The 24,958-nt window shown below is 44.9% G+C and carries 18 protein-coding genes and 1 pseudogene; 12 read left to right on the forward strand and 7 right to left on the reverse strand.

All coding sequences use genetic code 11. The features are described 5' to 3' along the window. The first annotated feature begins 11 nt into the window (after positions 1-11). The gene (locus tag ACXAGK_RS02180) at positions 12-548 is read left to right on the forward strand and encodes a peroxiredoxin-like family protein (RefSeq protein WP_474853797.1); all 537 of its coding nucleotides are present in this window, start codon (positions 12-14) and stop codon (positions 546-548) included. A gap of 149 nt (positions 549-697) precedes the next feature. Here the strand turns inward: ACXAGK_RS02180 and ACXAGK_RS02185 are convergent, their stop codons facing one another. The 3 genes and pseudogenes from ACXAGK_RS02185 to ACXAGK_RS02195 all read right to left on the reverse strand — a co-directional run. Further along, positions 698-1,300 carry a YigZ family protein gene (locus ACXAGK_RS02185; RefSeq protein WP_474853799.1) on the reverse strand — a complete coding sequence of 201 codons (603 nt, stop codon included), beginning with the start codon at positions 1,298-1,300 and terminating at the stop codon, positions 698-700. A 105-nt stretch (positions 1,301-1,405) separates the two neighbouring features. Continuing rightward, complete coding sequence (locus tag ACXAGK_RS02190; protein WP_474854467.1) at positions 1,406-1,939, reverse strand: methyl-accepting chemotaxis protein; 534 nt, start codon at positions 1,937-1,939, stop codon at positions 1,406-1,408. Next, positions 1,940-2,704 (reverse strand): annotated as a pseudogene (locus ACXAGK_RS02195) (PAS domain-containing protein); the annotation flags it as partial. It abuts the gene before it with no gap. Between the two features lie 208 nt (positions 2,705-2,912). Between ACXAGK_RS02195 and ACXAGK_RS02200 the strand changes: the two are divergent. From ACXAGK_RS02200 to sstT, 5 genes are all read left to right on the forward strand, one after another. Continuing rightward, positions 2,913-4,205, forward strand: coding sequence for a TMEM143 family protein (locus ACXAGK_RS02200; RefSeq protein WP_474853801.1), 1,293 nt, complete (start codon positions 2,913-2,915; stop codon positions 4,203-4,205). A 261-nt stretch (positions 4,206-4,466) separates the two neighbouring features. After that, positions 4,467-5,978 (forward strand): exonuclease subunit SbcD, encoded by a 1,512-nt coding sequence (gene sbcD, locus ACXAGK_RS02205; protein WP_474853802.1) that lies wholly within the window; start codon positions 4,467-4,469, stop codon positions 5,976-5,978. Between the two features lie 4 nt (positions 5,979-5,982). Next, positions 5,983-9,720: an AAA family ATPase gene (locus ACXAGK_RS02210; protein WP_474853804.1), complete on the forward strand. Its 3,738-nt coding sequence runs from the start codon at positions 5,983-5,985 to the stop codon at positions 9,718-9,720. 124 nt (positions 9,721-9,844) lie between these two features. After that, positions 9,845-11,266, forward strand: coding sequence for a S41 family peptidase (locus ACXAGK_RS02215; protein WP_474853806.1), 1,422 nt, complete (start codon positions 9,845-9,847; stop codon positions 11,264-11,266). 115 nt (positions 11,267-11,381) lie between these two features. Then, the gene (gene sstT, locus ACXAGK_RS02220) at positions 11,382-12,602 is read left to right on the forward strand and encodes a serine/threonine transporter SstT (RefSeq protein WP_474853807.1); all 1,221 of its coding nucleotides are present in this window, start codon (positions 11,382-11,384) and stop codon (positions 12,600-12,602) included. 18 nt (positions 12,603-12,620) lie between these two features. Here sstT and hutG read toward each other — a convergent pair whose 3' ends face one another. Beyond that, positions 12,621-13,589: a formimidoylglutamase gene (gene hutG, locus ACXAGK_RS02225; protein WP_474853809.1), complete on the reverse strand. Its 969-nt coding sequence runs from the start codon at positions 13,587-13,589 to the stop codon at positions 12,621-12,623. After that, positions 13,582-14,841 (reverse strand): imidazolonepropionase, encoded by a 1,260-nt coding sequence (gene hutI / locus ACXAGK_RS02230; RefSeq protein WP_474853811.1) that lies wholly within the window; start codon positions 14,839-14,841, stop codon positions 13,582-13,584. The genes hutG and hutI overlap by 8 nt, the downstream gene beginning before the upstream one ends. A 166-nt stretch (positions 14,842-15,007) precedes the next feature. Between hutI and hutC the strand changes: the two genes are divergently transcribed. The 4 genes from hutC to ACXAGK_RS02250 all read left to right on the forward strand — a co-directional run bounded on the left by hutC (position 15,008) and on the right by ACXAGK_RS02250 (position 19,798). Continuing rightward, entirely contained in the window at positions 15,008-15,730 is a 723-nt protein-coding gene (gene hutC, locus ACXAGK_RS02235) for a histidine utilization repressor (protein ID WP_474853813.1), read from the forward strand. Positions 15,731-15,836: 106 nt separating this feature from the next. Then, positions 15,837-17,591, forward strand: coding sequence for a urocanate hydratase (gene hutU, locus ACXAGK_RS02240; RefSeq protein ID WP_474853815.1), 1,755 nt, complete (start codon positions 15,837-15,839; stop codon positions 17,589-17,591). 2 nt (positions 17,592-17,593) lie between these two features. Then, positions 17,594-19,186 (forward strand): histidine ammonia-lyase, encoded by a 1,593-nt coding sequence (gene hutH, locus ACXAGK_RS02245; RefSeq protein WP_474853817.1) that lies wholly within the window; start codon positions 17,594-17,596, stop codon positions 19,184-19,186. Positions 19,187-19,276: 90 nt separating this feature from the next. Continuing rightward, entirely contained in the window at positions 19,277-19,798 is a 522-nt protein-coding gene (locus ACXAGK_RS02250) for a CreA family protein (RefSeq protein WP_474854468.1), read from the forward strand. A 154-nt stretch (positions 19,799-19,952) separates the two neighbouring features. Here the strand turns inward: ACXAGK_RS02250 and ACXAGK_RS02255 are convergent, their stop codons facing one another. Beyond that, the gene (locus ACXAGK_RS02255) at positions 19,953-20,720 is read right to left on the reverse strand and encodes a MipA/OmpV family protein (RefSeq protein ID WP_474853819.1); all 768 of its coding nucleotides are present in this window, start codon (positions 20,718-20,720) and stop codon (positions 19,953-19,955) included. Between the two features lie 410 nt (positions 20,721-21,130). Between ACXAGK_RS02255 and ACXAGK_RS02260 the strand changes: the two genes are divergently transcribed. Further along, a complete protein-coding gene (locus tag ACXAGK_RS02260; RefSeq protein ID WP_474853821.1) occupies positions 21,131-22,027 on the forward strand; it encodes a hypothetical protein in 897 nt (298 codons plus the stop codon). A 107-nt stretch (positions 22,028-22,134) separates the two neighbouring features. On the opposite strand, the gene ACXAGK_RS02265 is transcribed toward ACXAGK_RS02260, so the two are convergent. Continuing rightward, complete coding sequence (locus ACXAGK_RS02265) at positions 22,135-23,727, reverse strand: ABC-F family ATPase (RefSeq protein WP_474853822.1); 1,593 nt, start codon at positions 23,725-23,727, stop codon at positions 22,135-22,137. 288 nt (positions 23,728-24,015) lie between these two features. On the opposite strand from ACXAGK_RS02265, the gene ACXAGK_RS02270 reads away from it, so the two are divergent. Then, entirely contained in the window at positions 24,016-24,954 is a 939-nt protein-coding gene (locus ACXAGK_RS02270; protein WP_474853824.1) for a response regulator, read from the forward strand. Positions 24,955-24,958: the final 4 nt, after the last annotated feature.

The raw sequence follows: 24,958 nt of genomic DNA on the forward strand, positions 1-24,958 counted from the left end.
AAGGAGTTTTTATGTATACACAAAAGATGCACCCAGCTACTACTTTTCCTGAAGTAAAAGTGACGCTATCAACTGGTGAAACTATATCACTGGCAGACAAGGGCGACGGATGTGACTGGAAAATGGTGGTGGTATACCGTGGTAAGCACTGCCCGATTTGTACTAAATACCTAAACAAACTTGAAGATTTCACAGGTCGACTACGTGAGCTTAATATTGATGTTGTTGCAGTAAGTGGCGACAGTAAAGACCAGCTAGAAGCGCATCTGGATGACTTGTCGATAAACTTTCCCATTGCGTACGGATTGTCGCAAAGTGATATGGATAAGCTAGGTTTGTATATTTCCGAGCCTCGCTCAGAAAAAGAAACGGATCATAACTTTGCAGAACCAGCCTTGTTTGTGCTTAACGGTGATAACGAGATTCATATTGCTGAAATTGCTAACGCGCCTTTTGTTCGTCCGGACTTAGAGCAGCTAGTATCTGGCCTAGAGTTTATTCGCAACCCAGAGAATAACTATCCTATTCGCGGTACGTTTAAAGGCTAAGATTACGAGTCAGTAATAGTGATATGTCGTTCAAAAGTAAGGCTCTAGTGTTTATGAAATGACCCCCACAGTTGGATTCATTTTTTAAACGGCGACCAAGGCCTGATTTCGATATTGTATCGGACTCAGGCCTTTTAATATTTTTGAGCTTACTCGTTTTTAGCAGATACTGAAAAAGCAATGGGCGCCATCTGCTTTCTAAAGTCACCCAGTGCATCTAAAGGTAGCTCAACATCTATTTGTACACTGCTTCCATAGTTGCAATTGGCAATTTTACCTTTGGCTTGTTCTACCAAGTGACGTACGAACTGTTCATGTTTAAAGTCGATAGCCACGCTAAGTGCTTCTAGCTTAATTTCTTGTCTTATTTCAAGAGCGTCAATGGCTTGCTGAGCAGCTGCGGAGTACGCGCGAACCAAGCCTCCTGCACCTAATTTAATCCCGCCAAAATACCGCGTAACAATAACCATAATATCGCCAATATCTTTGTGCTGAAGCACATTCAATATGGGCTTTCCTGCTGTGCCGCTAGGTTCGCCGTCATCGGCCATAGCCGCGCTACTTGGCGAGTTAGGGTTGCCAAAAACATAAGCCCAGCAGTGGTGTCTTGCGTCGGGATACTGCTGTTTAACGCTTTCCAAAAGCGCCATTGCACTTTCGCGAGAGTTGGCAAAGCCAGCGCAAGCAATGAATTTACTTTTTTTGATTTCGTACAGGGTTTCAACCTGTTTAGCGGGAACGGGATAAGTCATCGGCACATTGTAAGCTAAGACAATAGCAAGGTACAACGCACTCGGCTTCTCAAAAAAAGGGAGCCGCCAATAATCGACAGCACCATTTGGTTTGTGTGATTGTTCTTAACGCAATATACCCGAAACCGTTTCAGATACATTTAATGCGCCTTTTTGAATTTCATCAATGATGCTTTGCACTTGCGCAATTTGCTGACTGTTTTGGTCTACGCTATCTTTTACGCCTGCCATTTTTTTAGTGGACTTGTCGGCAAGCTTTCTGTTTTCTGCAACCACGCTCTCTATTTCTACCGTCGAGTCGCTAGTGCGTTGTGCAAGCTGTCTCACTTCATCTGCAACCACGGCAAACCCCCTGCCTTGATCGCCAGCTCGTGCTGCTTCAATCGCAGCATTTAACGCTAACAAGTTGGTTTGCTCAGCAATACCACTAATGGTCGTAACGATGGTTTCAATCTTAAGCGACTGTTCACTGAGCTCGTGCATGAGTAGATTGGTCTCTTCAACCTCTGAAAGAGCAACGTCGAAAGTTTCTACGCTGCGCTGTAAGGAAGAGGCGCCATCAGCAGCAATTTGTGAAGTCTCTTCGGCGGTTGATACTGCTAATTCAGCTGCTTGTGCAATGGCATCTTTCTCATTCACTGCATCGGTGATATTAGATGCGAATTTAATCACTTTCACTACTCGACCTGAAGCGTCGAACACGGGATTGTAGGTTGCTTCTAACCACAATGCATTACCGTGTGCATCTACTCGTTCAAACTGGCCTGAAGAGAAATTTCCGCGAGCAAGGTTATCCCAAAAAGTAGGGTTTTCTTGATAGAACTTATCGCGGCAAAACATGCGGTGGTGTTTGCCCTGAATATCAGACAAACTGTATTTGACTGTAGCAGTGAAGTTGTCATTTGCTGTAATAATAGTGCCGTCAGGCTCGAATTCGATAACCGCCATCGATTTGTTTAGCGCATCAGTGACTGCTTTACCTTCGAAGTACGCTTGTTCGTGCTCAGTAACATCATGATAAATAGCGTGTATTTCCACACTACCATTTCTATTCACAGTAACATAGCTTGCTTTAAGCCATTTGGTTTCACCAAGTGCTGACTTTCTAGCAACAGTGTCGCTAAAACTGCCACCATTGACGAGCTGTTGCCAAAACGTCTTGTATTGAGATTCGGTTTCAATACCTTCCACGCGCATCGCAGCATGGGAAAAAGATGCTACTGTGGAGTTTGGATAATTTAAAATGGAAAGTAATGTTGGAGAGGCAAAGGTGCACTGTCCATCGGTACTGTAGATGGCGTAAGCCATATTATTTTTAAACGCATCCAGCGTACCAAGCAAACCTTGACTCTCATCCCTAAGAGCCGATATGTCATTATTGTATCGAGAGCTTGATACGAACATAACGTCTCCTGAAGTTATATGCACAGTTTTGAATAGGTGTAGTATAGATTATCTATGTTGAAGAAATATTTCGTTTAGACATTAGACGGATTTCACGCTTTACGTATTATACATTGGGCTTAATTCCGCCAAGAATGGTTGTGTTTTTATTACAGTGAAGTAACTATCCGCATTGAGCAAGAATTAATAAAACTGATAAGACCACCCGATGCCATTAGAACGATTTATTCCTTTTCGTAAACGCGATGTCGCTAATTTATGTGAGGGGTTACTCTCTTACGATTCTGCGGGTTTTCGCACTTTCTCTACGTTGTTGGTCAGCCGTATACACTACCAGTACCATGAACAATTAGAGGCGTTGAAAAACAGTTATAGCCATTTCGATCCAAATAAAGACACACGTGAATTGCAGCCTTCAGATGAAAGGGTACGCAAACAGAACCAAAAAGCGTTTGCCAAAGGGTTTGCCAGCCTCTTAAACGCAGCTAATTTTGAGAAAGTCACAGATGATGATTTGGAAGCTGCGCTGAATGAGGAATCCTTGTTCAAGGTGCGTCTCGCGGTAAGTTTCAATGACTTTGAAAATGTGGTGTTTTATCGCCGGGGGGAGTCTATAAAAACGGAAACTGTACGTACCTTTTTCGGGTTGCTAAGAAAGCAGGTGTCATTTACCAACTACGACAAAGTGGCCGTTTATATCACTTTTAAAGATGAAGCCTACTTCAAAGAGAAAGGGCAAACGCCAGTCACCTTTAAACCTGGCTCCACCATAGTAAAGCTTTTCCAAAACGTACCTAAAGCAGACTTGGAGATGCTGTTTCCCAATAGCGAAGTCAAAATGCGTCCGCTCGATAAGTTAATTATAAGTGCATCGGCTGCAATAGGCGGCACCGTCGTCTTGGTAACTAAGTTAGGCGCGTCGCTACTTCTTATGGCGTCCTTTTTGGCGTTTTGGCTGGGCTTTAAAAACGAAGAAGTGGAATTGACTAAGCAAAGCCTAATCACTTTTGGTATTGGCATGGGTGTATTCGGCAGCTTTATCTTTAAGGAATGGACAAAGTTTAAAAACCGAAAAATACGTTTTATGAAAGCTTTGTCTGACAATCTTTATTTTAAGAATTTAGATAACAATTCAGGTGTATTTCATACGTTAATTGACGCTGCAGAGGAAGAAGACTGCAAAGAAGCTTTGTTGGCTTATACGTTCTTGCTTAAATGTAGTGAAGTGTCCGTAGAAGGTGATGCTGCATTTTGCGCGGTGCGTGCAGAGCGGGAGATTGCCGTTGGTGGAATGACATTAGCAACGCTTGATAACATTATAGAAAATTACTTTTCAGAAGAGCTTGATTGTGCGCTCGACTTCGACGTTACCGATGCTATTACTAAGCTGGTGGACATGGAACTAGTCGAACAAAACGGCGATGTTTTTGTTGCGCGTGCGCTTAATGATGCCGTGAAAATACTTGATGAGTATTGGGATAATATTTATCAGCCTGTTTGATTGTTTCTTTTACCGTCTAGCAGATTGCCCAAGCTAGGTTATTTCATCTGGTATCCTTTGCGACGCCTTTGGTTTTAAATAAACGAGGCCAAGGAAAAAAATAAGACCGGCAATCGAAGTTCCAAACCATTGTCATAAAAACACAAAATCTCTATAGTTGATGTACGGTGCGTTGATTAACATCGACACTCCATAGCAGCAGCGCCATTGCGCCAAATGCGTTTCTCTATCTCCAATGCAACAAGTCTGGTTCACTTCTACATGAAAATATTGCATACATCTGACTGGCACTTAGGTCAGAGTTTTTTTACGAAAAGTCGCAAAAACGAACATGCCGCTTTCCTTAAATGGCTTCTTCAACAAGTAGAAGTGCATCAAATAGATGCGATTATTGTTGCGGGTGATGTGTTTGACACGGGTACGCCGCCTAGCTATGCCAGAGAGCTCTACCATGCATTTATCGGTGAATTACAGGGCATGCAGTGTACATTGGTGGTGCTGGGGGGAAATCACGATTCGGTATCGGTGTTGAACGAAAGTAAGGCGCTACTGAAATACTTAAATAGCCACGTAATTGCCAGTACATACGGCGAATTAAGTGAACAAGTCATTACGCTGAATGATCGCAAGGGGCTGCCCGGTGCCGTATTGTGTGCCGTACCCTTTATTCGCCCACGTGATGTGCTGGTCAGTGAAGCAGGGCAAAGCGCCACTGACAAGCGTCAAGCGCTGGGCGATGCGATAAAGCAGCATTATGGAGCGCTTTATAATGAAGCCCTGTCACTGCGCGCCTCAATAGAAGAAAAGCGGGTAGAGGAACAGCATGTAGAAGAGGGCAGCGAAAATAGCGCAGCCATTCCTATTATCGCTACAGGGCACTTAACCGCTTTAGGCGTGAGTCAGTCAGAGAGTGTACGCGATATCTACATTGGCACCCTTGAAGGCTTTGACGCCAAAGGATTTCCGCCCGCCGATTACATTGCACTTGGGCATATTCACAGGCCACAAAAAGTGGCTAAAACCGAACACATTCGCTACTCAGGCTCGCCAATACCGCTAAGCTTTGATGAACTAAACACACAAAAGCAAGTAGTGTTGATAACGTTTGAATCTAAAAGCACAACGCCAACTATCTCAACGCTTCCGGTACCGCGCTTTCAAGCGATGGAAGTCTTAAAAGGCGATTTACAAGCGATTGAGGCGGCCATTAATGAAAGCGAAGCCATCGCGCTAGCTTCTTCTCAAACAGGTGATGCCGTTAGCGAAGTGGATAAAGCCCTTAGCGAGGTAAATAAACCCCTTAGCGTAACGGATAACGCCATTAGTCCTCAAGACCCTGTGTGGTTATGCATTGAAGTTGAAACAGAGGACTACCTAACCGATTTGCAGCAGCGTATACAAGCCTTGTTAGAGGGTAAAAACGCTGAAATTCTTCAGCTAAAACGCAAACGTAAGCCCACGGTAAATAGCTTAACGGAAAAGCAAAACGTCCAGCTTAGCGAACTATCGGTAAACGATGTGTTTGAAGCGCGTTTGGCACTGGAGAGCATAGAAGATAATCCAACGGGTGAGTCGGCACAAGAAGCTTTGCTAGATGATGATCAAAGCGCCGAAGAAACGAAAGAAGCCGGTTCAGAGAAAAACGCTCCACGCATAAACCGGATAAGGCAGCTGTTCAATGAAGCAGTAGAGCGGGTGCATACCAATGATGAAGATGCTGAAGCGCCAATAGAGGCATCATTGGCAAACACGACAGACAACAAAGGCGAGTAATACAATGAGAATATTGACCTTACGCCTTAAAAACCTAAACGCCCTAAAAGGGGAGTGGAAAATAGATTTCACCCAGTCGCCGTTTATCGACAATGGCCTGTTTGCTATCACAGGCCCAACCGGGGCGGGTAAAACCACGCTGCTTGATGCCATTTGTTTAGCGCTTTATCACCAAACCCCTCGCTTGGGGCCAATTTCAACATCTAACAACGACATCATGACCCGCGGCACGGCGGAGTGTTTGGCGGAGGTTGAGTTTGATATTAAGGGGAAAGCATACCGTGCGTTTTGGAGTATGCGCCGTGCCAGAGGAAAAGTAGACGGTAACCTGCAAAGTGCCGATGTTGAGCTTGCCGAAGTTGAAAGCGGCAAGGTATTGGCCACCCAAGTTAGGCCGAAAAGCGAAGAGATCGAAAAGCTGACTGGCCTTAATTTTGCCCGTTTCACAAAGTCTATGATGTTGTCGCAAGGGGATTTTGCTGCGTTTTTAAATGCTAACGAGGCCGACCGAGCTGAGCTGCTTGAAGAGTTAACTGGCACCGAAATTTACGGGCAGATATCACAGGCAGTACATCAGCAATTCAGTGACGCTAAACAAAAGAAAAAAGAGTTTGCGATAAAGCTAGAAGGCGTAACCTTGCTTAGCGACGAGCAAATCACCCAGCTTGAAGAAGAGCACGCACAAACCAAGATCCAAGTCGCAGCGTCTAACCAAACACTTGTTCAGTTACAAAAGCAACAGCAGTGGCAACATGCGTTTAACACAAACGAGCTAACCATAAAAGAAGCCAGTGAAGCGCAGCAGAGCGCGAATAACGCCATCAATGAGGCGAAGCATGAGCTTGAACTCCTCACCCAAAGCGAGCCAGCTGAAAAGCTTCGCCTGCCATTCTTGCAAAGAAATGGGCTTCAGCAAGATGTAACCCGCTATAAAGAAAAACTTGAAGAGAAAGCAGCCCAGCTGCCCGACTTAAAAACGCAAAAGGCACAGCTCAGTTTGGAAGTGACCAATGCTGAACAAGCGTTAGTTCTTACAAAGCAACAAAGCAGTGAGCTTGAAAAGCGCGTAAATGAGCAGGTAGTTCCGCTAGATAACCAAATAGCGCAGCTCACTACTGAACAGCAAAAAGCAAACGAAAACGCGGCACTTTTAAGGCAGTCAATAAACGCGTTAACGCTAAAGCGCACAGAAATTGAAAACGCTTCGGCAGATAACAAGACCAAGCTTGGTGAACTGGAAGCTTACTTGAGTGAACATCATTCACTTAGCGGCATGGCAGAATTTATAAGTGGTTGGAGTGAAACGGCGCGTCATATTGAACATGATAAAAAGCAGTTAGAAACACTGACACAAAGCGTAAAGAATCATCGTCAGGCGCTTTCATCCCTAGATGAAGCTATCGTAAAAACAAATGCGTCGTTGAGCGCGTTAACGCAGACCTTCGATGACAAAAACGCGCAAGTAGCCAATTGCGAAAAGGCACTTCAGGCCGCGCTATCTGACAAACCAAGTGATACTAATAGTGCTAATGCAACCAGCAAAGCAAGCCTTCAGAAAGAGCGGGATACCAAACTTCAACATTGGGATAACGTGTTACAGATAGGGCATATTCAACAGCAATATTTGGCACTAGAGCAAGACAAAGTAGCGCTTAGCTCGCAGAAAGAAGACTTGGCGAAGCAACTAGCGCAGCAGCAATCTGACCGCCAAGCCTTGGTTGATGCTTACAGGCAAATTCGTAGTAATTTAAAAGATATAGAATCGCTTATCGCCCTGGATACTGAAGTGGCGCACCTGCGCGCACAGTTAAAAAGTGGCGAGCCATGCCCTGTTTGTGGGGCTAACGAACACACCACGTCTAGCGTGGCGATTGATGTACCTGAAACTATTCAAAAGCGAGATAGCTTAAAGCAGCAGTTAGATGATATTGAGCAGCAAGGGGCGCGGGCAAAAGAAAGCGTTACACACACTGAATTCACTCTTGCTCAGGTTAATAAGCAGCTAGAACAGGCAAGCGGGCAACGAGATACGCTGCTAGAAAAGTGGCAGCAGATTTCAAGCGTACTTAGCGCTGATATATCGAGTTTTGAAAAGGTCGACATTAATACATCGCAAAGCGTCGCTCAATTTACCCAGCAGTTTAAAACTCGTCTTGATGATATTAGTGCCCAATTAACGCGTTTAGAAGAGTACGAGCAAGCTCTAAATGCTGCATTGCAGGCTAAAAATGAAGCGCAACAGTTGCTACAAGCCAAACAGTCAGAACTTGCAGTTTCTCTGCAGCAGCGCGAAACCTTGGAAAAGCAATTTACCGAACATAGTGCAGAGTTAGAGAATAAAACAAAAGGGGTTAACGATGGTATTTTAGCGCTCAGCGAGACTATGACGGCGCACGGTGCTGACATTCACAACCTGTCTATTGATGGAATTACCACGTGGTTAAATGAAAAAGCCGAAGCGCTTAAAACCTATAAACACAATTATCAGCTACACGCCAAACTTAAAGATGAGTTGCAAGAGGTAAGTAGCACCTTGCTTGTGGTCAATCGTGATGTCGAAAGCGCTGAGAACCAGCTTAAGGGCGTATCCGAAGAGCTTGTGCAGCTAGATAATAGTTTAAAGACGCTGCGAAACTCACGCACAACTGTATTCCCTGAAGGCAATATTGCTGAAACAAGGAATAAGGCAAGCGCTGCCCAAGAAAAGGCTGAGCAAAACGTAAGTGAATGCAAATCTCGCTTGCAACAAACAGACACTATTTTGTCTCGTTTAGAAGCCGAAATTGCCCAGCTTAATGAGCAAATGCGCGAAAAAGAGCAAGCACTTACGGAGGCAACAGAGCACTTTAGCCGTCAGTTGGCGAGCAGCCCATTTGTCGACGAGCACGCGTTTAGCAATGCCCTGTTAGACGAAGAAACCCGTAACACCCTGCTTGAACTACAACAGCGACTAACGCAGCAAAAACAACAAGCAGACTTAAAGCTGGAGAATGCGCTAGCAACCGAACAATCGCTAAAAGCCCATGCTGATGCAGGGCAGTGGCAGAGCGAGTTAGAAGAGCACGGTGCACAGTGGCTCGATACGAAAATTACCCAGCAAGCTCAGCAGCGTGACACCCTGTTATCTTCTTTAGGGCAAATTGAGCAGCAACTAAGTGCTAACAATCAAGCCCGCGAAAGGCAGCAGCAGCTTGTGGATGAGATGGCCGCGTTTGAGGCGTATTATGATGATATTACTTACCTGCACTCGTTAATTGGTTCGGCCAGCGGCGACAAATTCAGACGTTTTGCTCAAGGGCTTACTTTAGATAACCTAGTGCAGCTTGCTAATCAGCAGCTTGATAAATTACACGGTCGCTACCAGCTAATGCGAAAAGAAAAAGAAGGGTTGGGTTTAAGTGTATTAGACACCTGGCAAGGTGACGTAGTGCGAGATACCAAAACCCTATCTGGCGGAGAAAGCTTTTTGGTAAGCCTTGCACTAGCCTTGGCGTTATCTGACCTAGTCAGCCACAAAACCAGTATCGATTCACTGTTTTTGGATGAAGGCTTTGGCACCCTTGATGCAGAAACGTTAGATGTTGCCCTTGATGCACTAGACAACCTAAATGCCAGTGGAAAAATGATTGGCGTGATAAGCCATATTGAAGCCATGAAAGAGCGTATTCCTACGCAGCTTAAAGTGATTAAACGCAACGGTGTGGGGTTAAGTGCACTAGAAAAACCTTATGCGGTGGGATGAACTCACCGCTTAGGAATTAGTAGCTAAAACGTTTGCTTACAAGTATGTGCTTGGTAAATGCTCGCAAGATCATGGTTTTATGATACTTTATTCTTCCTAAATGTAGATATGGACATCATAAATAGTGAAACGATTTGCAATATTTCCTCTTGTCGCCTCTTTCTGTTCGTTTGGTAGTACCTTTCAGTGTGAAAGTGAGTTTGAATGGCTAAAAGAGACGTTCGAAAATAACGATGCCGGCTTTCAATATTCTGTTGAGCAAAAAGGTCAGGACCTTTATTCCGCCCACAATAGTGCCATCTTGGCTCGGGTACAAAGCGCGAAGAACGAAGCGCAATGCCAAAGTGTGCTTAGCGACTGGCTTACGTTTTTTCGCAAGGGGCATGTTGGTCTTGTACTAAATACGAATGGTTCAGAGGAAACGGTACGCGAATCGGCAGTGCATGATTTCGATTTATCGGCATTTAAGCAGCATTTAGAAACTAAAAGTGATGAGTCTCTTGAGGGTATTTGGCAATTTTCCAGCTATACGGTTGCCTTAAAAAAAGAAGGCAATGTCCATAAAGGCTATATCGTTGAAAGTACCAATCCGTCATGGAAGGCAGGGCAAGTAAAGTTCATCGTTAACGACCCTGAAGACAACAATGCCGCAAAAGTAACGTTTTTGATGGGGGATCACTCCGCCCGACAAATAGAGACCATGACGTTCTTAGGTAACAATCATGTGGTACTGGGAAATAGCTTTATCGTTATGTCGCGTCAGGAACCGCGACAAGAATCATCGCCTGAAGTAACGCGTTATGTGCGCCTACTTAGTGCAAAAGCCCCGCTATTCAAGAGAATTTCTGAGAACACAGTGCTTGTTCGCATACCGTCTTTCAACCATGCCTTCAAAAAAGATATCGACGCGCTAATTGCTAAGCACCTAGACAAGATTTTAAAAACCGAAAACCTCATTATCGACATCCGAGGAAACGGTGGTGGTAGTGATGCAAGCTATGCTTCTTTGCTACCAATTTTATACACCAACCCTATTCGCACTGTAGGCGTGGAATACTTATCAACCGAGCTTAACAACTCTAGAATGCTCGGCTTTTTGCAAAACCCTCATTTCAGTGAAGAAGAAAAGCAGTGGGCTAAAGACGGATATGACATTCTTCAGCAACACATTGGTAGCTACATCAATATTGGTGAAGATGTAACGGTAGAGAAATTTGATAAAATTGAACCTCTGCCAAAAAGTATAGGCGTACTTGTTGATTCAAGTAATGGTAGCACCGCTGAGCAGTTCTTGCTGGCGGCTAAACAAAGCAAAAAAGTAAAGCTATTTGGGCAGACCACTGCGGGTGTGCTCGATATCTCAAACATGTATCAAACTGATTCACCGAGCGGTGCTTTTACTTTGCATTACAGTTTAACCAAAAGTTTGCGCATCCCCCACATGGCCATTGATGGAGTAGGCATTCAGCCAGACTACTATATTGACGAAGAGATCCCTATTTACGAGTGGACGTCTTATACGCAAAAGATACTTGAAGGCATGTAAACCCTCATAAACGGCAAGCATACGGTAATTTGCAAGTAACTAAGACTAAACAGGTTCATTTGTTGCGCGTAATACATTATGGTGCGTCGTCAAAAATAATAATGGACCAGCATTTATGGATTCAACGTCACGCTCTAGCCTGTTTCAGCGCTACATGAATGGCAGTTTGGTACTGCAAATTATCATCGGTATTGTATGTGGTATTGCGATCGCGAGTTTTTCACCGTCTGCCGCCCAATCAGCAGGGCTGTTGGGGAGCTTATTCGTAAAGGCCCTAAAAGCGATTGCTCCTCTATTAGTGTTTGTTTTGGTCATGGCGTCAATTGCCAATCACAAGCAAAACGAGCAAACCTTTATCAAACCTGTACTTGTGCTGTATTTATTAGGCACGTTACTGGCCGCGCTTACTGCCGTATTGGCAAGCTTCGCTTTTCCCACAAGTTTAAGTTTAGTGACCTCTGACATTAGCCAAGCTGCACCAAAAGGGGTGTCGGAAGTGCTTACCACCTTGCTTTATAACATGGTGGATAACCCGGTGAATGCGCTAGTAAATGGAAACTACATCGGTATTCTTACTTGGGCTGTAGGTCTAGGTTTAGGCCTTCGACACGCTAGCGAGGCAACGAAAGCACTGCTGCAAAATATGGCAGATAGCGTAACAACCGTAGTGAGTTTTGTTATCAGGCTTGCGCCATTTGGTATTTTCGGTTTGGTAGCCAACACTATTGCTACAACAGGCTTTGAAGCTTTGCTTGGATATTCCCATTTATTAACGGTACTCATTGGCGCAATGTTATTTATTGCACTTGTAACCAACCCGCTGTTAGTCTTTTTGGCAACGAAAAAGAATCCGTACCCTCTGGTGTTTAAATGCTTAAAAGAAAGCGGTATCACGGCATTTTTCACCCGTAGCTCTGCCGCCAATATTCCGGTTAACATGGCGTTGTGCAAACGTTTAAAGCTAGATGAGGACACCTACTCGGTATCCATTCCGTTAGGCGCTACTATAAATATGGCTGGGGCTGCGATCACCATCACGGTGCTTACACTAGCTGCGGTTAATACTTTAGGTATTTCTGTAGATTTTCCTACTGCTGTACTGTTAAGCGTTATTGCTGCGGTATCAGCATGCGGAAGTTCAGGTGTTGCTGGCGGTTCGCTATTGCTGATTCCGCTTGCCTGTAGCCTGTTTAATATACCCAATGAAGTCGCTATGCAGGTGGTTGCGGTGGGCTTTATTGTTGGCGTACTGCAAGACTCTGCCGAAACAGCACTAAATAGCTCCACCGATGTCTTGTTTACCGCCGCTGCGTGTGAAAGGGCGGTTGGCAAGTAAACGCAAATGTTCAACGCATCAAGTGTGCGAGCTTATTGCATCTACTGCTTCAAAAATTAGCCGTGCAGCCAGCTTTGCTGTGCGGCTATCAATATCATAATTCGGGTTCATTTCCGCAATGTCACACAGTCTCCATTGATACCCGTAAGTAAGCTGGTGCTGTGCTAAATAGTGTAGTGTGTTAATAACAAGAGCCGGCGAAATCCCCAATGCACTGGGCGCACTAACGCCAGGTGCCTGTGCTGCTGGGAATGTATCTAGACATATGGTGACGTAAAGCTCATTGATGTCTTTTAGCATGGGAGATAGCAGCTCATCTATGCGCTGCATACAAAGTGATTCATCACTTAATGCCACGTCGGTTAAATAATGCGTGTTAGACGTGTTGGCAAAGTTAAACAGCGCTGGTGTATTGGCTGCTTTCGATACGCCCAAACAAGCGTAATGAAACGGTGTGTCGTGTAGCTGGCAGTGCTCATAAACTTGCCTGAACGGCGTACCTGAACTGGTGTTTGGTGAAGGCTTTCTTAAATCAAAATGGGCGTCGAAATTAATAATACCAATGCGGGCACTTTTCGACTTAGCATTGAAAACCCCTTGATAGCTACCCCATGCAATTTCATGTCCCCCTCCCAGCCCAACGACCAAACCATCATGTTGCTTGAGCGCATAACAAATGGCGTCGGCATATTGGGTTTGTGCCTGGGCTAAGTTCTCTTTAGCGGTAACATTCCCTAGATCAGCCAATCCTGCGCTTGGCCAGTGCCAGGGCAAGTTTGCAAGTGCTTGGCGAATAGCGTTTGGACCCGCGGCTGCACCTACGCGGCCTTTGTTAAATGCCACACCCAAATCACTTTCAAAACCAACAAGAGTAATAGTGTTGGTCAAGGCGCTATCTTCAGCATCCTTAATTTCGTTAACTTTTTGATGCCAGCGCAAGCCTTCAGCACCATCTTCGCTGTCTATTCTGCCTTGCCACTTAAACATGTTTACCTTCCTTAAACACCGCAACGGGGCGGTGGCCATTAATACAATAGGCGAGCTCTGCCGGCGTTTCGATATCCCACAGTGTTAAGTCTGCAAGCTTACCTGTTTCAATAACACCTCGGTCGTGCAGCCCAAGTGCGCTCGCCGCGTGTGCAGTGGCGCCGCGTAGCGCTTCTTCTGGCGTAAGTTGAAACAGCACACACCCCATATTTATCGCGGTAAGGATTGAGGCTAATGGCGAACTGCCAGGGTTGAAGTCTGTCGCTATCGCCATAGGAATATTGTGGGCCCGAAGTGCATTTACCGGCGGCTTTTGCACTTCACTTAGATAATAAAACGCGCCCGGAAGCAATACTGCAACGGTACCACTTTGGGCAAGTAAGGGGATGTCGCTGTCAGCTAAGTGTTCGATGTGATCTACCGATAGTGCGCCGTACTTAGCTGCTAGAACTGCACCTTTGCTGTCGCTAAGCTGCTCTACATGAGCTTTAATGGGGAAACCGTGCTGCTGCGCGCAGCTAAACACCCGTTCTGTTTGTGAAGTTGAAAAGCCGATAGTTTCACAGAATACATCAACGGCGTCAGCCAAGTTATGCGAAGCAATATGAGGCAGTGCCTCGTCGCAAATAAAATCAATATACCCGTCTGGGTCCTCAGTAAATTCATTTGGCAGGGCGTGAGCGCCTAAATAGGTAGTTTTAATACTCACAGGAAGGTGCTGCTCAAGGGATTTAGCCACGTGTAGCATGCGCGCTTCAGTGTCTAAGTCTAATCCGTATCCTGATTTTACTTCAATGGTGGTAACACCTTCTTCGCATAGTCGCTTTGCTCGCTTTATCGCGGTATTACGCAAAGTGCGCTCATCAGCACATCGCGTTTTTTCCACTGTACCTTTAATGCCGCCGCCTTGCTGGGCTATGTCAACGTAACTTGCTCCCTGCAAACGCATCTCAAACTCTTCAGCGCGGTTACCGCCGTACACTAGATGAGTATGACAATCGATGAATCCAGGCAATAACCATGGGTGCTTGGCGTTTGCTCCTTCATCTTGAGAAATAAGCGTAGTGGCATCAAGTACGTTTTTGGCTTGCTTAAGCACTTCGCTCAGTGAATTATCGCAGGGAATTAGTGCAGCAATTTTGCCGTCTTTTATGGCAATGGCGTGTGGCGGTAATTCGCCATAAGGCTGCTCACTTTCCTGCATAGATGCAATGCGAACGTTGTAAATAAGCGTGTCGTACTGATAACCCATAATGTGCTCCACTCAATGCCATCTTTTATCTAACTTTTTACCTAGCTCTGTTCAGAGCTTTCACTTATAGGTGGTGAAGATTTTTAAAATCAGTGTACTTGTGCATACTTGTATATACAAGTATGCTGTTATCATATTATTAACAATTTAGTTGTGAACTCACGATATGCAACCTCGATACAGGATTATCAAAACGGCAATTTTGGATGCCATTGAAAGCGGTGAAATGAAGCCGGGTAGTCAGGTGCCTTCAGAAAACCAACTTGCCCAGCAACATGGTGTTAGCCGAATGACAGCGCGGCGTGCGTTAAGTGAAATGGTGGATGAGGGTATTTTGATGCGCAGTCAGGGAATAGGCACTTTTGTGTCAGACAGCCGCCCTATGAGTTCAATGTTAGAAATCAAAAGTATTCGCGATGAAATAGAGCGGCGGGGGCATAGATACACTAACGAGATATTGGTGCTTGAAACTGCACCTGCCAGTGATGCTATTTCACAGCGCCTAGCCGTTGATGTAGGAGAGCCTGTATTTCACAGCATTATCGTTCATTGTGAGAACAATTTGCCCGTTCAGTATGAAGACAGGTGGGTCAACCCAGCTTGGATTAACGACTACTTAGATAAGGATTTTAAAGCGCAAACCGCAAACTTCTATCTGAACCAAGTCGCGCCGCTTTCTCAGGCGGACCACAGCGTTGAAGCTGTAATTGTTGAAAAAGATATTGCACAAGCGTTACTGATAAAGCCTAAAGAACCTTGCCTAAAGATTACTCGAAGGACATTTTCCCGTGGGACGGGGAATGGAAAAGGGTCAGCCGCTGTGGTTAGCCACGCCGTGCTGTTCCACCCTGGCAGTAGATACCGACTGGGAGGGCACTTGGATTTTTAAGTGTAAACGCGCCTAAGACGCTAATTCTAAAGGCGCTTTTTATAAAGATACTGATTCTTATAACACTAATATTTCAGTAAAAGAAAAAGATGCCTAGGAGAAGTTTATGAAACGCCTCGACCCTACAAGAGAAATTCGTGCCCCAAGAGGAAATACGTTAAACGCAAAGAGTTGGCAAACCGAAGCGCCGCTTCGCATGTTAATGAATAACCTGGATCCAGAAGTGGCGGAACATCCACAAAACTTGGTAGTTTACGGCGGCATTGGGCGAGCGGCCCGAGATTGGGCGTCATACGACAAAATTGTTGAAGTGCTTAAGCGCTTAAATACTGACGAAACATTGCTTATCCAGTCAGGCAAGCCGGTCGGCGTATTTCCAACCCATGAAAACGCACCTCGAGTATTAATTGCAAACTCTAACCTTGTTCCGCACTGGGCTAACTGGGAGCACTTTAACGCGCTGGATAAAGAAGGCTTGATGATGTACGGGCAAATGACGGCAGGGTCGTGGATATACATAGGCTCGCAAGGTATTGTGCAAGGCACGTATGAAACCTTTGTGAGCGTGGCCAAAACCCATTTTGACGGCAACGCTAATGGGCGCTGGATTTTAACGGGCGGCTTAGGCGGTATGGGTGGAGCACAGCCACTTGCGGCTACCATGGCTGGCTTTTCAATGGTGGCAGTGGAAGTTGATGAAACCCGCATAGATTTCAGAATTCGAACGGGCTATCTGGACAAAAAAGCGCATTCGTTAGAAGAAGCTATGGGCTTGCTAGATGAGGCTAAGCAAGACGGGAAACCAGTTTCAATAGGCTTACTCGGCAATGCTGCTGAGGTATTTCCCGATATGCTAGAAAACGGGATCATTCCAGATGTCGTAACCGATCAAACCAGTGCTCACGACCCGCTGAATGGTTATCTACCTGTGGGGTGGACGCTAGATCAAGCCGAGGCGCAGCGTATAAAAGACGAAGCTTGCGTGATTAAAAAAGCGAAAGAGTCGATGGCATTACAGGTTAAAGCCATGCTGGGCTTTCAACAGGCGGGCGCGGCAGTGCTCGATTATGGCAACAACATTAGACAAATGGCGCTGGAAGAAGGCGTTGAGCATGCTTTTGATTTCCCAGGTTTCGTACCCGCTTATATTCGCCCGCTGTTTTGTCAGGGTATTGGCCCCTTTAGATGGGCTGCTTTATCTGGCGACCCAGAAGATATCTATAAAACGGACGCTAAAGTTAAAGAGCTTATACCCGATAACCCGCATCTACATAACTGGCTAGATATGGCCAAGGAACGCATTCAGTTTCAGGGCCTGCCTGCGCGTATTTGCTGGGTTGGACTAGGTGAAAGACAAAAGCTTGGGCTTGCCTTTAACGAAATGGTGCGCAGTGGTGAGCTAAGCGCACCAGTAGTGATTGGTCGAGATCATCTCGACTCTGGTTCGGTAGCGTCACCAAATAGAGAAACTGAAGCCATGCTCGATGGTTCAGATGCGGTTTCGGACTGGCCTTTATTAAACGCGCTATTAAACACAGCGGGTGGTGCAACTTGGGTAAGCCTTCATCATGGCGGTGGTGTAGGAATGGGCTTCAGCCAACACTCAGGCGTGGTTATCGTTTGTGACGGTACAGATGCAGCGGCCGAACGTATTGCTCGAGTGCTTCATAACGACCCCGCCACAGGCGTAATGCGTCATGCCGATGCAGGCTATGACATTGCGAAAGATTGTGCGGACAAACATAACCTTGACCTTCCTATGGTAAATTCCGTGGCTAATAATCGAGGGGCTGGCAATGAAGGTTCAAATTATAGTTCACTCCAAAATAGCTCACACCAAAGCTTAGACGGGGAGGCGTAATCATGTCCCAGATGTCTTTTTTCACTGAGCAAGACGGTATTAAAAAGTTAGTGCTGGTGCCTGGCACACTGACCCTAGAACAGTTAAGAGAAGTGCATCGAAACCATATTCACTTGTCGCTGGTGGAAAGTGCGATACCTGCCGTAAACGCCGCCGAGCAAGTAGTGCTTAACGTCATAGAAGAAAATCGAACCGTGTACGGTATCAATACCGGCTTTGGGTTATTGGCTAATACCCGTATTAATGTTGACGAGTTAGAGTTATTACAGCGCAGTATTGTGCTATCGCATGCGGCCGGCACGGGCGACTTTATGCAAGAAGATACTGTGCGCCTGCTCATGCTGTTAAAAATAAACTCGCTGGCCCGCGGTTATTCGGGAATCCGTTTAAGCGTAATAGAAGCGCTCATTACCTTGTTTAACGCACAGGTTTACCCTGCCATTCCTGAAAAAGGGTCGGTAGGGGCTAGTGGAGACTTAGCGCCTTTAGCACATATGAGTGTAGTGCTTTTAGGAGAAGGGGAAGCTTTCTACAAAGGTGAACGTATAAGTGCGGCTAAAGCATTGGAAATAGCGGGCATGGAGCCAATTGCGTTGGCACCTAAAGAAGGCTTAGCACTATTAAACGGTACACAGGCATCAACAGCGTTTGCACTTCAGGGGCTATTTTACACTGAAAATGCGCTTCACAGTGCTATCGGTATTGGCGCGCTCACGGTTGAAGCCGCGTTAGGTTCTCGCGTGCCCTTCGACGCGCGCATTCACGAGGTGCGCGGCCATAAAAGCCAATGCGATGTAGCCTCGGCTTTTAGAGCATTGCTAGATACTTCAGAGATTGGCAATTCACATCAAAGGTGTGAAAAAGTACAAGATCCGTATTCGCTGCGCTGCCAGCCACAGGTAATGGGCGCTTGTTTACAGCAAATGCGCTACGCTCAAGACATTTTAGTGACGGAAGCTAATGGCGTTAGCGATAACCCGTTAGTTTTTGTAGAAAGCGGCGATAGTTCAAGTGTTGGAGAAGCGACCGATGGCGATATTTTATCTGGCGGAAATTTCCATGCAGAAACGGTGGCGATGGCCTCAGACATGTTGGCTATCGCGCTGTCTGAGATTGGTGCGTTGTCAGAGCGCAGAATGTCGCTAATGATAGATACTCACTTAAGCGGTCTACCGCCATTTCTAGTTGAAAACGGTGGGGTAAACTCAGGGTTTATGATCGCACAGGTTACCTGTGCGGCACTTGCTAGTGAAAATAAAACCTTGGCGCACCCAGCATCCATCGATTCTTTGCCTACGTCTGCTAACCAAGAAGATCACGTGTCTATGGCTACATTTGCGGCAAGGCGATTAAGAGACATTTTTGACAACGTAGCGGGCATTTTAGCCATTGAATGGTTAGCGGCCTGCCAAGGTTTAGATTTTAGAAAACCGTTAACAACGAGTGAAAAGCTGCAGGAATTAATGCAGTTGCTAAGAAAGCAAGTGCCTTTTTACGACAAAGATCGCTATTTCGCGCCGGACATTGAAAAAGCCAAGCAACTTATAAAACAGCATGCGCTTATGGATAAAATACAGCTAAACCTGTTAGGCTAAAATGATCACAGACTCGGTAATTCGAGTAGGTACATAAAAGGTTATAATTAGCATAGAGGCGATAAAGGTATGAAAACAAGCGGACGTTGGATGAAGCTCAAAAAACACCGTGCTTTTTTAAATAGGCTTTCAATAAAAAGCAGCGCTTTCAAAGGTTCTGTACTTGGGCTACTCACTGCTTCGCTTTTTACGCTAGCAGGCTGTAGCGACAGCGAAGTGGGCGATGTGTCTCTTGGTCTTTTCACCACAAAAGACATTAAAATTGATGCGCTTCAAGACCCTGTTGTCACTGGCGTTACCTGTCATATTTCAAGTATTGAAGCGAATTTAGATTTGTCTGATCCATCAGACAGTTCTATTGCGTGCAGACAAACCGGCCCAATCACAGCAGAGATGCTAGAGGCTATTGATAAGTCAGATTCCGGTGAAGTGATATTCAAAAAATCTAAAAGCGTGTTTTTCAAAAATATGAAGCTTCGACGGATTTATGATGCAGACTCGAAAACGCTGATTTACTTGTCTTACAGCACTAAAGAAACATCAGGAAGTTACAAACATAGCTTGTCTACCGTTCCCCTGTGGGAGACGCTTGCCTTCAAAAAATCGACGTAGATACTAACGTGTAAATAACGCGAATGCCCTCGAAAGTGAGGGCATTTTTAATGGTGTTCATAGCTTTCAAGGCTAAGCGTGATAGCGTTTATAAACTAGTACAGGAAGCTCAGCTATGAAACTTTACACGACTGTAGTGAAAGGTGGCAATCGCTTAGAAAAAGCGCGTGTAAACCAGCATGGCACTTAATGCGGTGTCATCGTCGGTTAGCGGGCTATCACTAATGCTATCGTCAAAGAAAGTTGCGCCAACCTCTAAACGGGTCATTCCGCCTAGAAACTGGCGGGTAGAAACAGCGACACGTATTTCTGTATTAAGCGCGCTATCGCCGTTATATGTGTTTCGAAACGCAGTAGCTTCCTCGGGGCGCACACCGTAATAATAATCGACATAGTTGCTATCTTGGTAAGTAACGCCGACCGATGGCTCTATCACAAAGTTATCTACTCTAAACTGTTTGCCTATTCGAGCTGACGCTTGGTAGCCGTCGAACTTACCCAGAATATCCGCATTGGTTGATAATGAATATACCCAGCTGCCCGCATTATAGTTGAGGCCAACGCCAGCCGCGTAACTAAAGTCTCTATCTTCCATACCGGTAAACACGGCGCTGTCATCTTCTTCATAACCTGCAAATACCGGCACAAGTTGGGCATCAAGAGTGAAGCCCTTTTCTCTAAACAACTCGTAACCTATGAATGGTCCGTACACCCTAAGCTTTTCACCTGTATAGCCAATAATAGGTATAGGCACAATGCGGTTATCAAAGTCGGTATAAACGTCTTGAGATGCGGCAACACCAAAACCCCACATCCAGCCTTGAGGCTGTTGTGGTCTTGCTGACTGCTGTGCAGAAACGGTGGAGGAGAACGCGAGTAATGTTGACAGGCTTACTGAGCCTAAACACTTTAATAGAGTCATTAATTAATTTCCTTTTTAATCACAATACAGCCTAAACTTCAGGTTCGATCAATTCTTTGCCCGCTCTTCACATACGGTGTTTATTCAAAGGTGTAACCCAAAAGGGCTATATCTTTTTCAAAGCGGGTAGTTAGTAGGCCAACTAACCCCGTTTACAAATCGCAGCGGTAATCATCTCTATTGTTAGCTTTTCTTTTATGAAAAATGAAATCACTGGAAGCAGTGTGAAGGTTGTTTGTTACAGGTAAATTTAAAGCGATTTGGAAAATTAAACTGTGCGTGAGAATGCTTAAAGTAACTTTCTATCGATAGAGAAGATTGCTTGTAATAAACTGAGAAGAGGTTTAGTGCAAAACCAGAATAGTCTAAATTCAGTATTAAGCTCATTAGCTTTGAAATAGGGAAGTGTTATGAAGTTTGTGACAAAGTTTAGTGTGCTGGTTGCCATATCAATGCTGGCAACAGGATGTGTAACGCAAAGAGGTGTGGATCCAGGTGAAAGTGTTCCTACCGAGATTAATGTCGATAAATCAAGTTCAGGTGATCAAACAAACAATGATGCGGTAGATAAGAAGGTTGATGATTCAGAGCAAGAAAGCGAGGCCGAAGCCGGTGAAGCTAAAGAGCCGACAGAAGTACCGAAGCAAAAGATAGGGGTTTTCATCAATGCTAATGAATTCCCATCGCACACCCATGTTGGTACGACTAAGTTTAATAACTTCACGAAAGAGTATGCATACGACTGGCAGGTAGCATCTACGCTTTTTACTAAACTTAAAACAGCAATAGAGCAGTCAAGCCGATTTGAAGTAGTTGATGTGTCACCCAAAGTTAAAGGAGCATGGCAACTAGATTTCGTGGTGAAGCAAGATAGCAATTGGTCTTTTAATGAAAACCAAAATGCACTTAGAAAATCGCTGTTAGCTGACGGTGTTACAAAAATTATTATTGTTCAAGAGGCACCAACAGTAGCCATCACAGAATGCGGTACTTATGGTTGCTCAGAACATCAAAGTGAAGGGTTCGGCCTATTTACTCGGAGCTTTTTGGGAACCGATTATTACATCGCCTCCGCAAGTTTTGATATAACTATCGAAAGCTTGGACAAGCCCGTAGACATTGCTTCGAAACCTTTGTTTAAAGAGTTACAAGATGACGCCATGAAGAACGTGCGCATTGAAGAATTTGTCCCACCTGAAGACTTTGATGAAGTTACAGAAAAAGAACTAGCGCCTATTAAAAATTCAATAATGAGCTATTTTGAACGTTTAGCTGAAACGGCGGCTAAGTATTTTTCCAATCAATAAGTTTCAAAAAAACAAAAAACGGGCACTTAATTAAGTGCCCGTTTTTTTAGGTTTACCATCAAAACCTTAAAGGTGTGTAGGTGACGTTAGTGGCGCGTACGCGTTTTTTATGCGTTTTCTTTATGCGCCAAAAACTCTTCATAGTTGCCATCGAAGTGATTCAGCTGTTTGTCTTTTATCTCTATAATTTGTGTCGCCAGCGATGAAACAAACTCGCGATCGTGACTAACGAAAATAACCGTACCGTCAAACTTGTAGAGTGCATTGTTCAGCGCTTCAATCGATTCCATGTCCATGTGGTTGGTAGGCTCGTCCATTACCAATACGTTGATGTCTTCAAGCATAAGCTTTCCGAACAATAAACGGTTTTTCTCACCACCAGAACATACCTGAACACGTTTATTGAAATCATCAGAAGTAAACAATAAACGGCCTAACATGCCCTTAATTTGCAGGTCGTCATGTTTCGGACTGCGCCATTGGCTCATCCACTCAAACATAGTGATATCTTCAGCAAAGTATTTGGCGTTGTCCTGTGGAATGTAGCCAATTGCGGCATTTTCTGCCCACTTATAGCTACCAGCGGTAGGCTCAATGTCATTCACTAGGCATTTTAAAAGCGTAGTTTTACCTGCGCCGTTTTCACCGATGATGGCTAGGCGCTGCCCCGCTTCCAACAATAAGTTAGCATTGTCGAATAACGGAAGGTCTGGATAGCTATGGCCTAAATCTTCAAGGGTAATTGCAAGGCGGTGAAGTTTTTTATGCTGCTTAAATACAATATAAGGCTTACGACGGCTAGACGCTTTTACTTCAGCTAGCTCAATCTTCTCAAGGCGACGTGCGCGCGAAGTAGCTTGTTTAGCTTTCGATGCGTTGGCAGAGAATCGCGCTACAAAGCTCTGCAACTCTTCAATTTCGGCTGACTTTTTAGCATTTTCTGCATGAAGCTGCTCTTGAACTAGCATGGCTGCCTGAATGTAATCATCGTAGTTACCTGGGTAAACACGCAGTTCACCATAATCGATATCGGCCATATGTGTGCACACAGAATTTAGGAAGTGTCTGTCGTGCGAAATAATAAGCATGGTCGACTTACGCTTATTAAGTTCTTCTGCAAGCCAACTGATGGTGTAAATATCCAAGTTGTTAGTTGGTTCGTCTAGAAGCAGAATATCAGGCTCGGCAAATAGGGCTTGGGCTAAAAGTACACGTACTTTTTTACCTGGGGCCACTTCCTTCATCAAACCGAAGTGATAGTCTTCGTCGATACCGGCAGATGTAAGTATTTCACCAGCGCGGGCTTCAGCTGTATAGCCATCCATTTCGGCAAACTGAGTTTCTAAGTCTGCCACGCGCATACCATCTTCTTCACTCATTTCAGCCTTGCTGTAAATGGCGTCACGCTCTTGTTTAACCTCCCATAATTCACGGTCACCCATGATCACGGTGTCAACCACACTGTATTCTTCGAACGCAAATTGGTCCTGACTTAATATACCTAGTTTCGTACCCGGTGCCATTGAGACGTTGCCCGAGGTTGGCGTAAGTTTACCGCTTAAAATTTTCATAAAGGTAGACTTACCACAACCGTTAGCGCCTATCAGGCCGTATCGGTTGCCGTTGCCGAATTTTGCGGAAATATTTTCAAATAATGGCTTAGAGCCAAACTGCATTGTGATATTTGCGGTGGTAATCAAAACAGGTATCCAAAGGGTGGTGAAAGAGTCTAGCGTCTGTGAGTACAAAACTCATACAAATGACGATGGCCGCGCACTATAAGGAAAAGGGCGTGGGATGTCGAGCCTTATTGGTGTTGCTTTCTGTTAATGCTTAGCATTTTGCAAAGCGAAATTATAAAAGTGGTAGACGTTGAAGCTGAATGAGTTTTTGTTGCTCATATTAAATCTCGGAATATCAACGAATTAAGCCGATTTGCTGTAAGTGGCATCATTATTGATAACAATTAAAAACTGGAGGCGCCTATTATGTTAAATCTTATCGATATTATTCGATGTTTTATTCATCATCGAGGTTACAGTAGTCATGGCATTTCTTTTATTGATAATCAAACTGGCTTTTTAGAATGCATGATAGCCGAAAATAGACTTCTAAATGCTTTGCCTCAAATCGATGTCGCGTTGAATAACCTTAGCAAAAAAGTAGGGGGAGGAGCGCTAGTTATCAGTAGAAGCCGTTCTTCTTTGCGTGTTTCGTTTAACGGTAAAGTTATATCGCGTTTTGACAGAGAAATCGTATATCGCGTGCCGTTCCCTGCTAAGACAGAGCTGTCTCAAATAGAATTAGGTCTTAGAACTATTGATGATGTTCAGCGTTATAGCGACTTTCGTATGGGAAATAGCCGATGGAAATGGCGCTGGTCCAACGAATCTAATTGCAGTGCGTCGACAATACAGGTCTATCCCATCAGTAGTATTTCTCAAGCGCTAAAAGAAAACCCCACAGCCCCAAAAGCTTACTTTCCTTTTCTAAATTGCGAAATTGAACTCATTTTGCAGACCTTGAAGCGCAAACAACTTTCTGTACTGGTAGCAGATGATAGTCCAGCGAGCCTCGGTGCGACCGCAGCGATGTTAAAAAGCCTTGGCGTGGACGTGTTTACTGCCAAAGATGGAAAAGAGGCGCTATCTCTTGCCATGTCTCATCATTTTGACGTCCTACTTTTGGACGAAAAAATGCCGGAATTGTACGGCAGTGATGTTATCAGCAAAGTACAAAAGACGGGACCAAATGTGGCTGCCGCCAAAGTTATCTTATCTGGAATTGCAAATTCAAAAGAAATCGCACATGTCGTCAAAAAAGGCGCTGACAAAATGATATCTAAGCCGGTATCAAAATTAGTTTTAAAGCGATTGGTACAAGAGTTTATTGAAGAGCGTCGTTTAGTAAAACTTACCCCACTATAGTTAC

This window comes from Alteromonas sp. ABM1_013, from assembly GCF_056160505.1.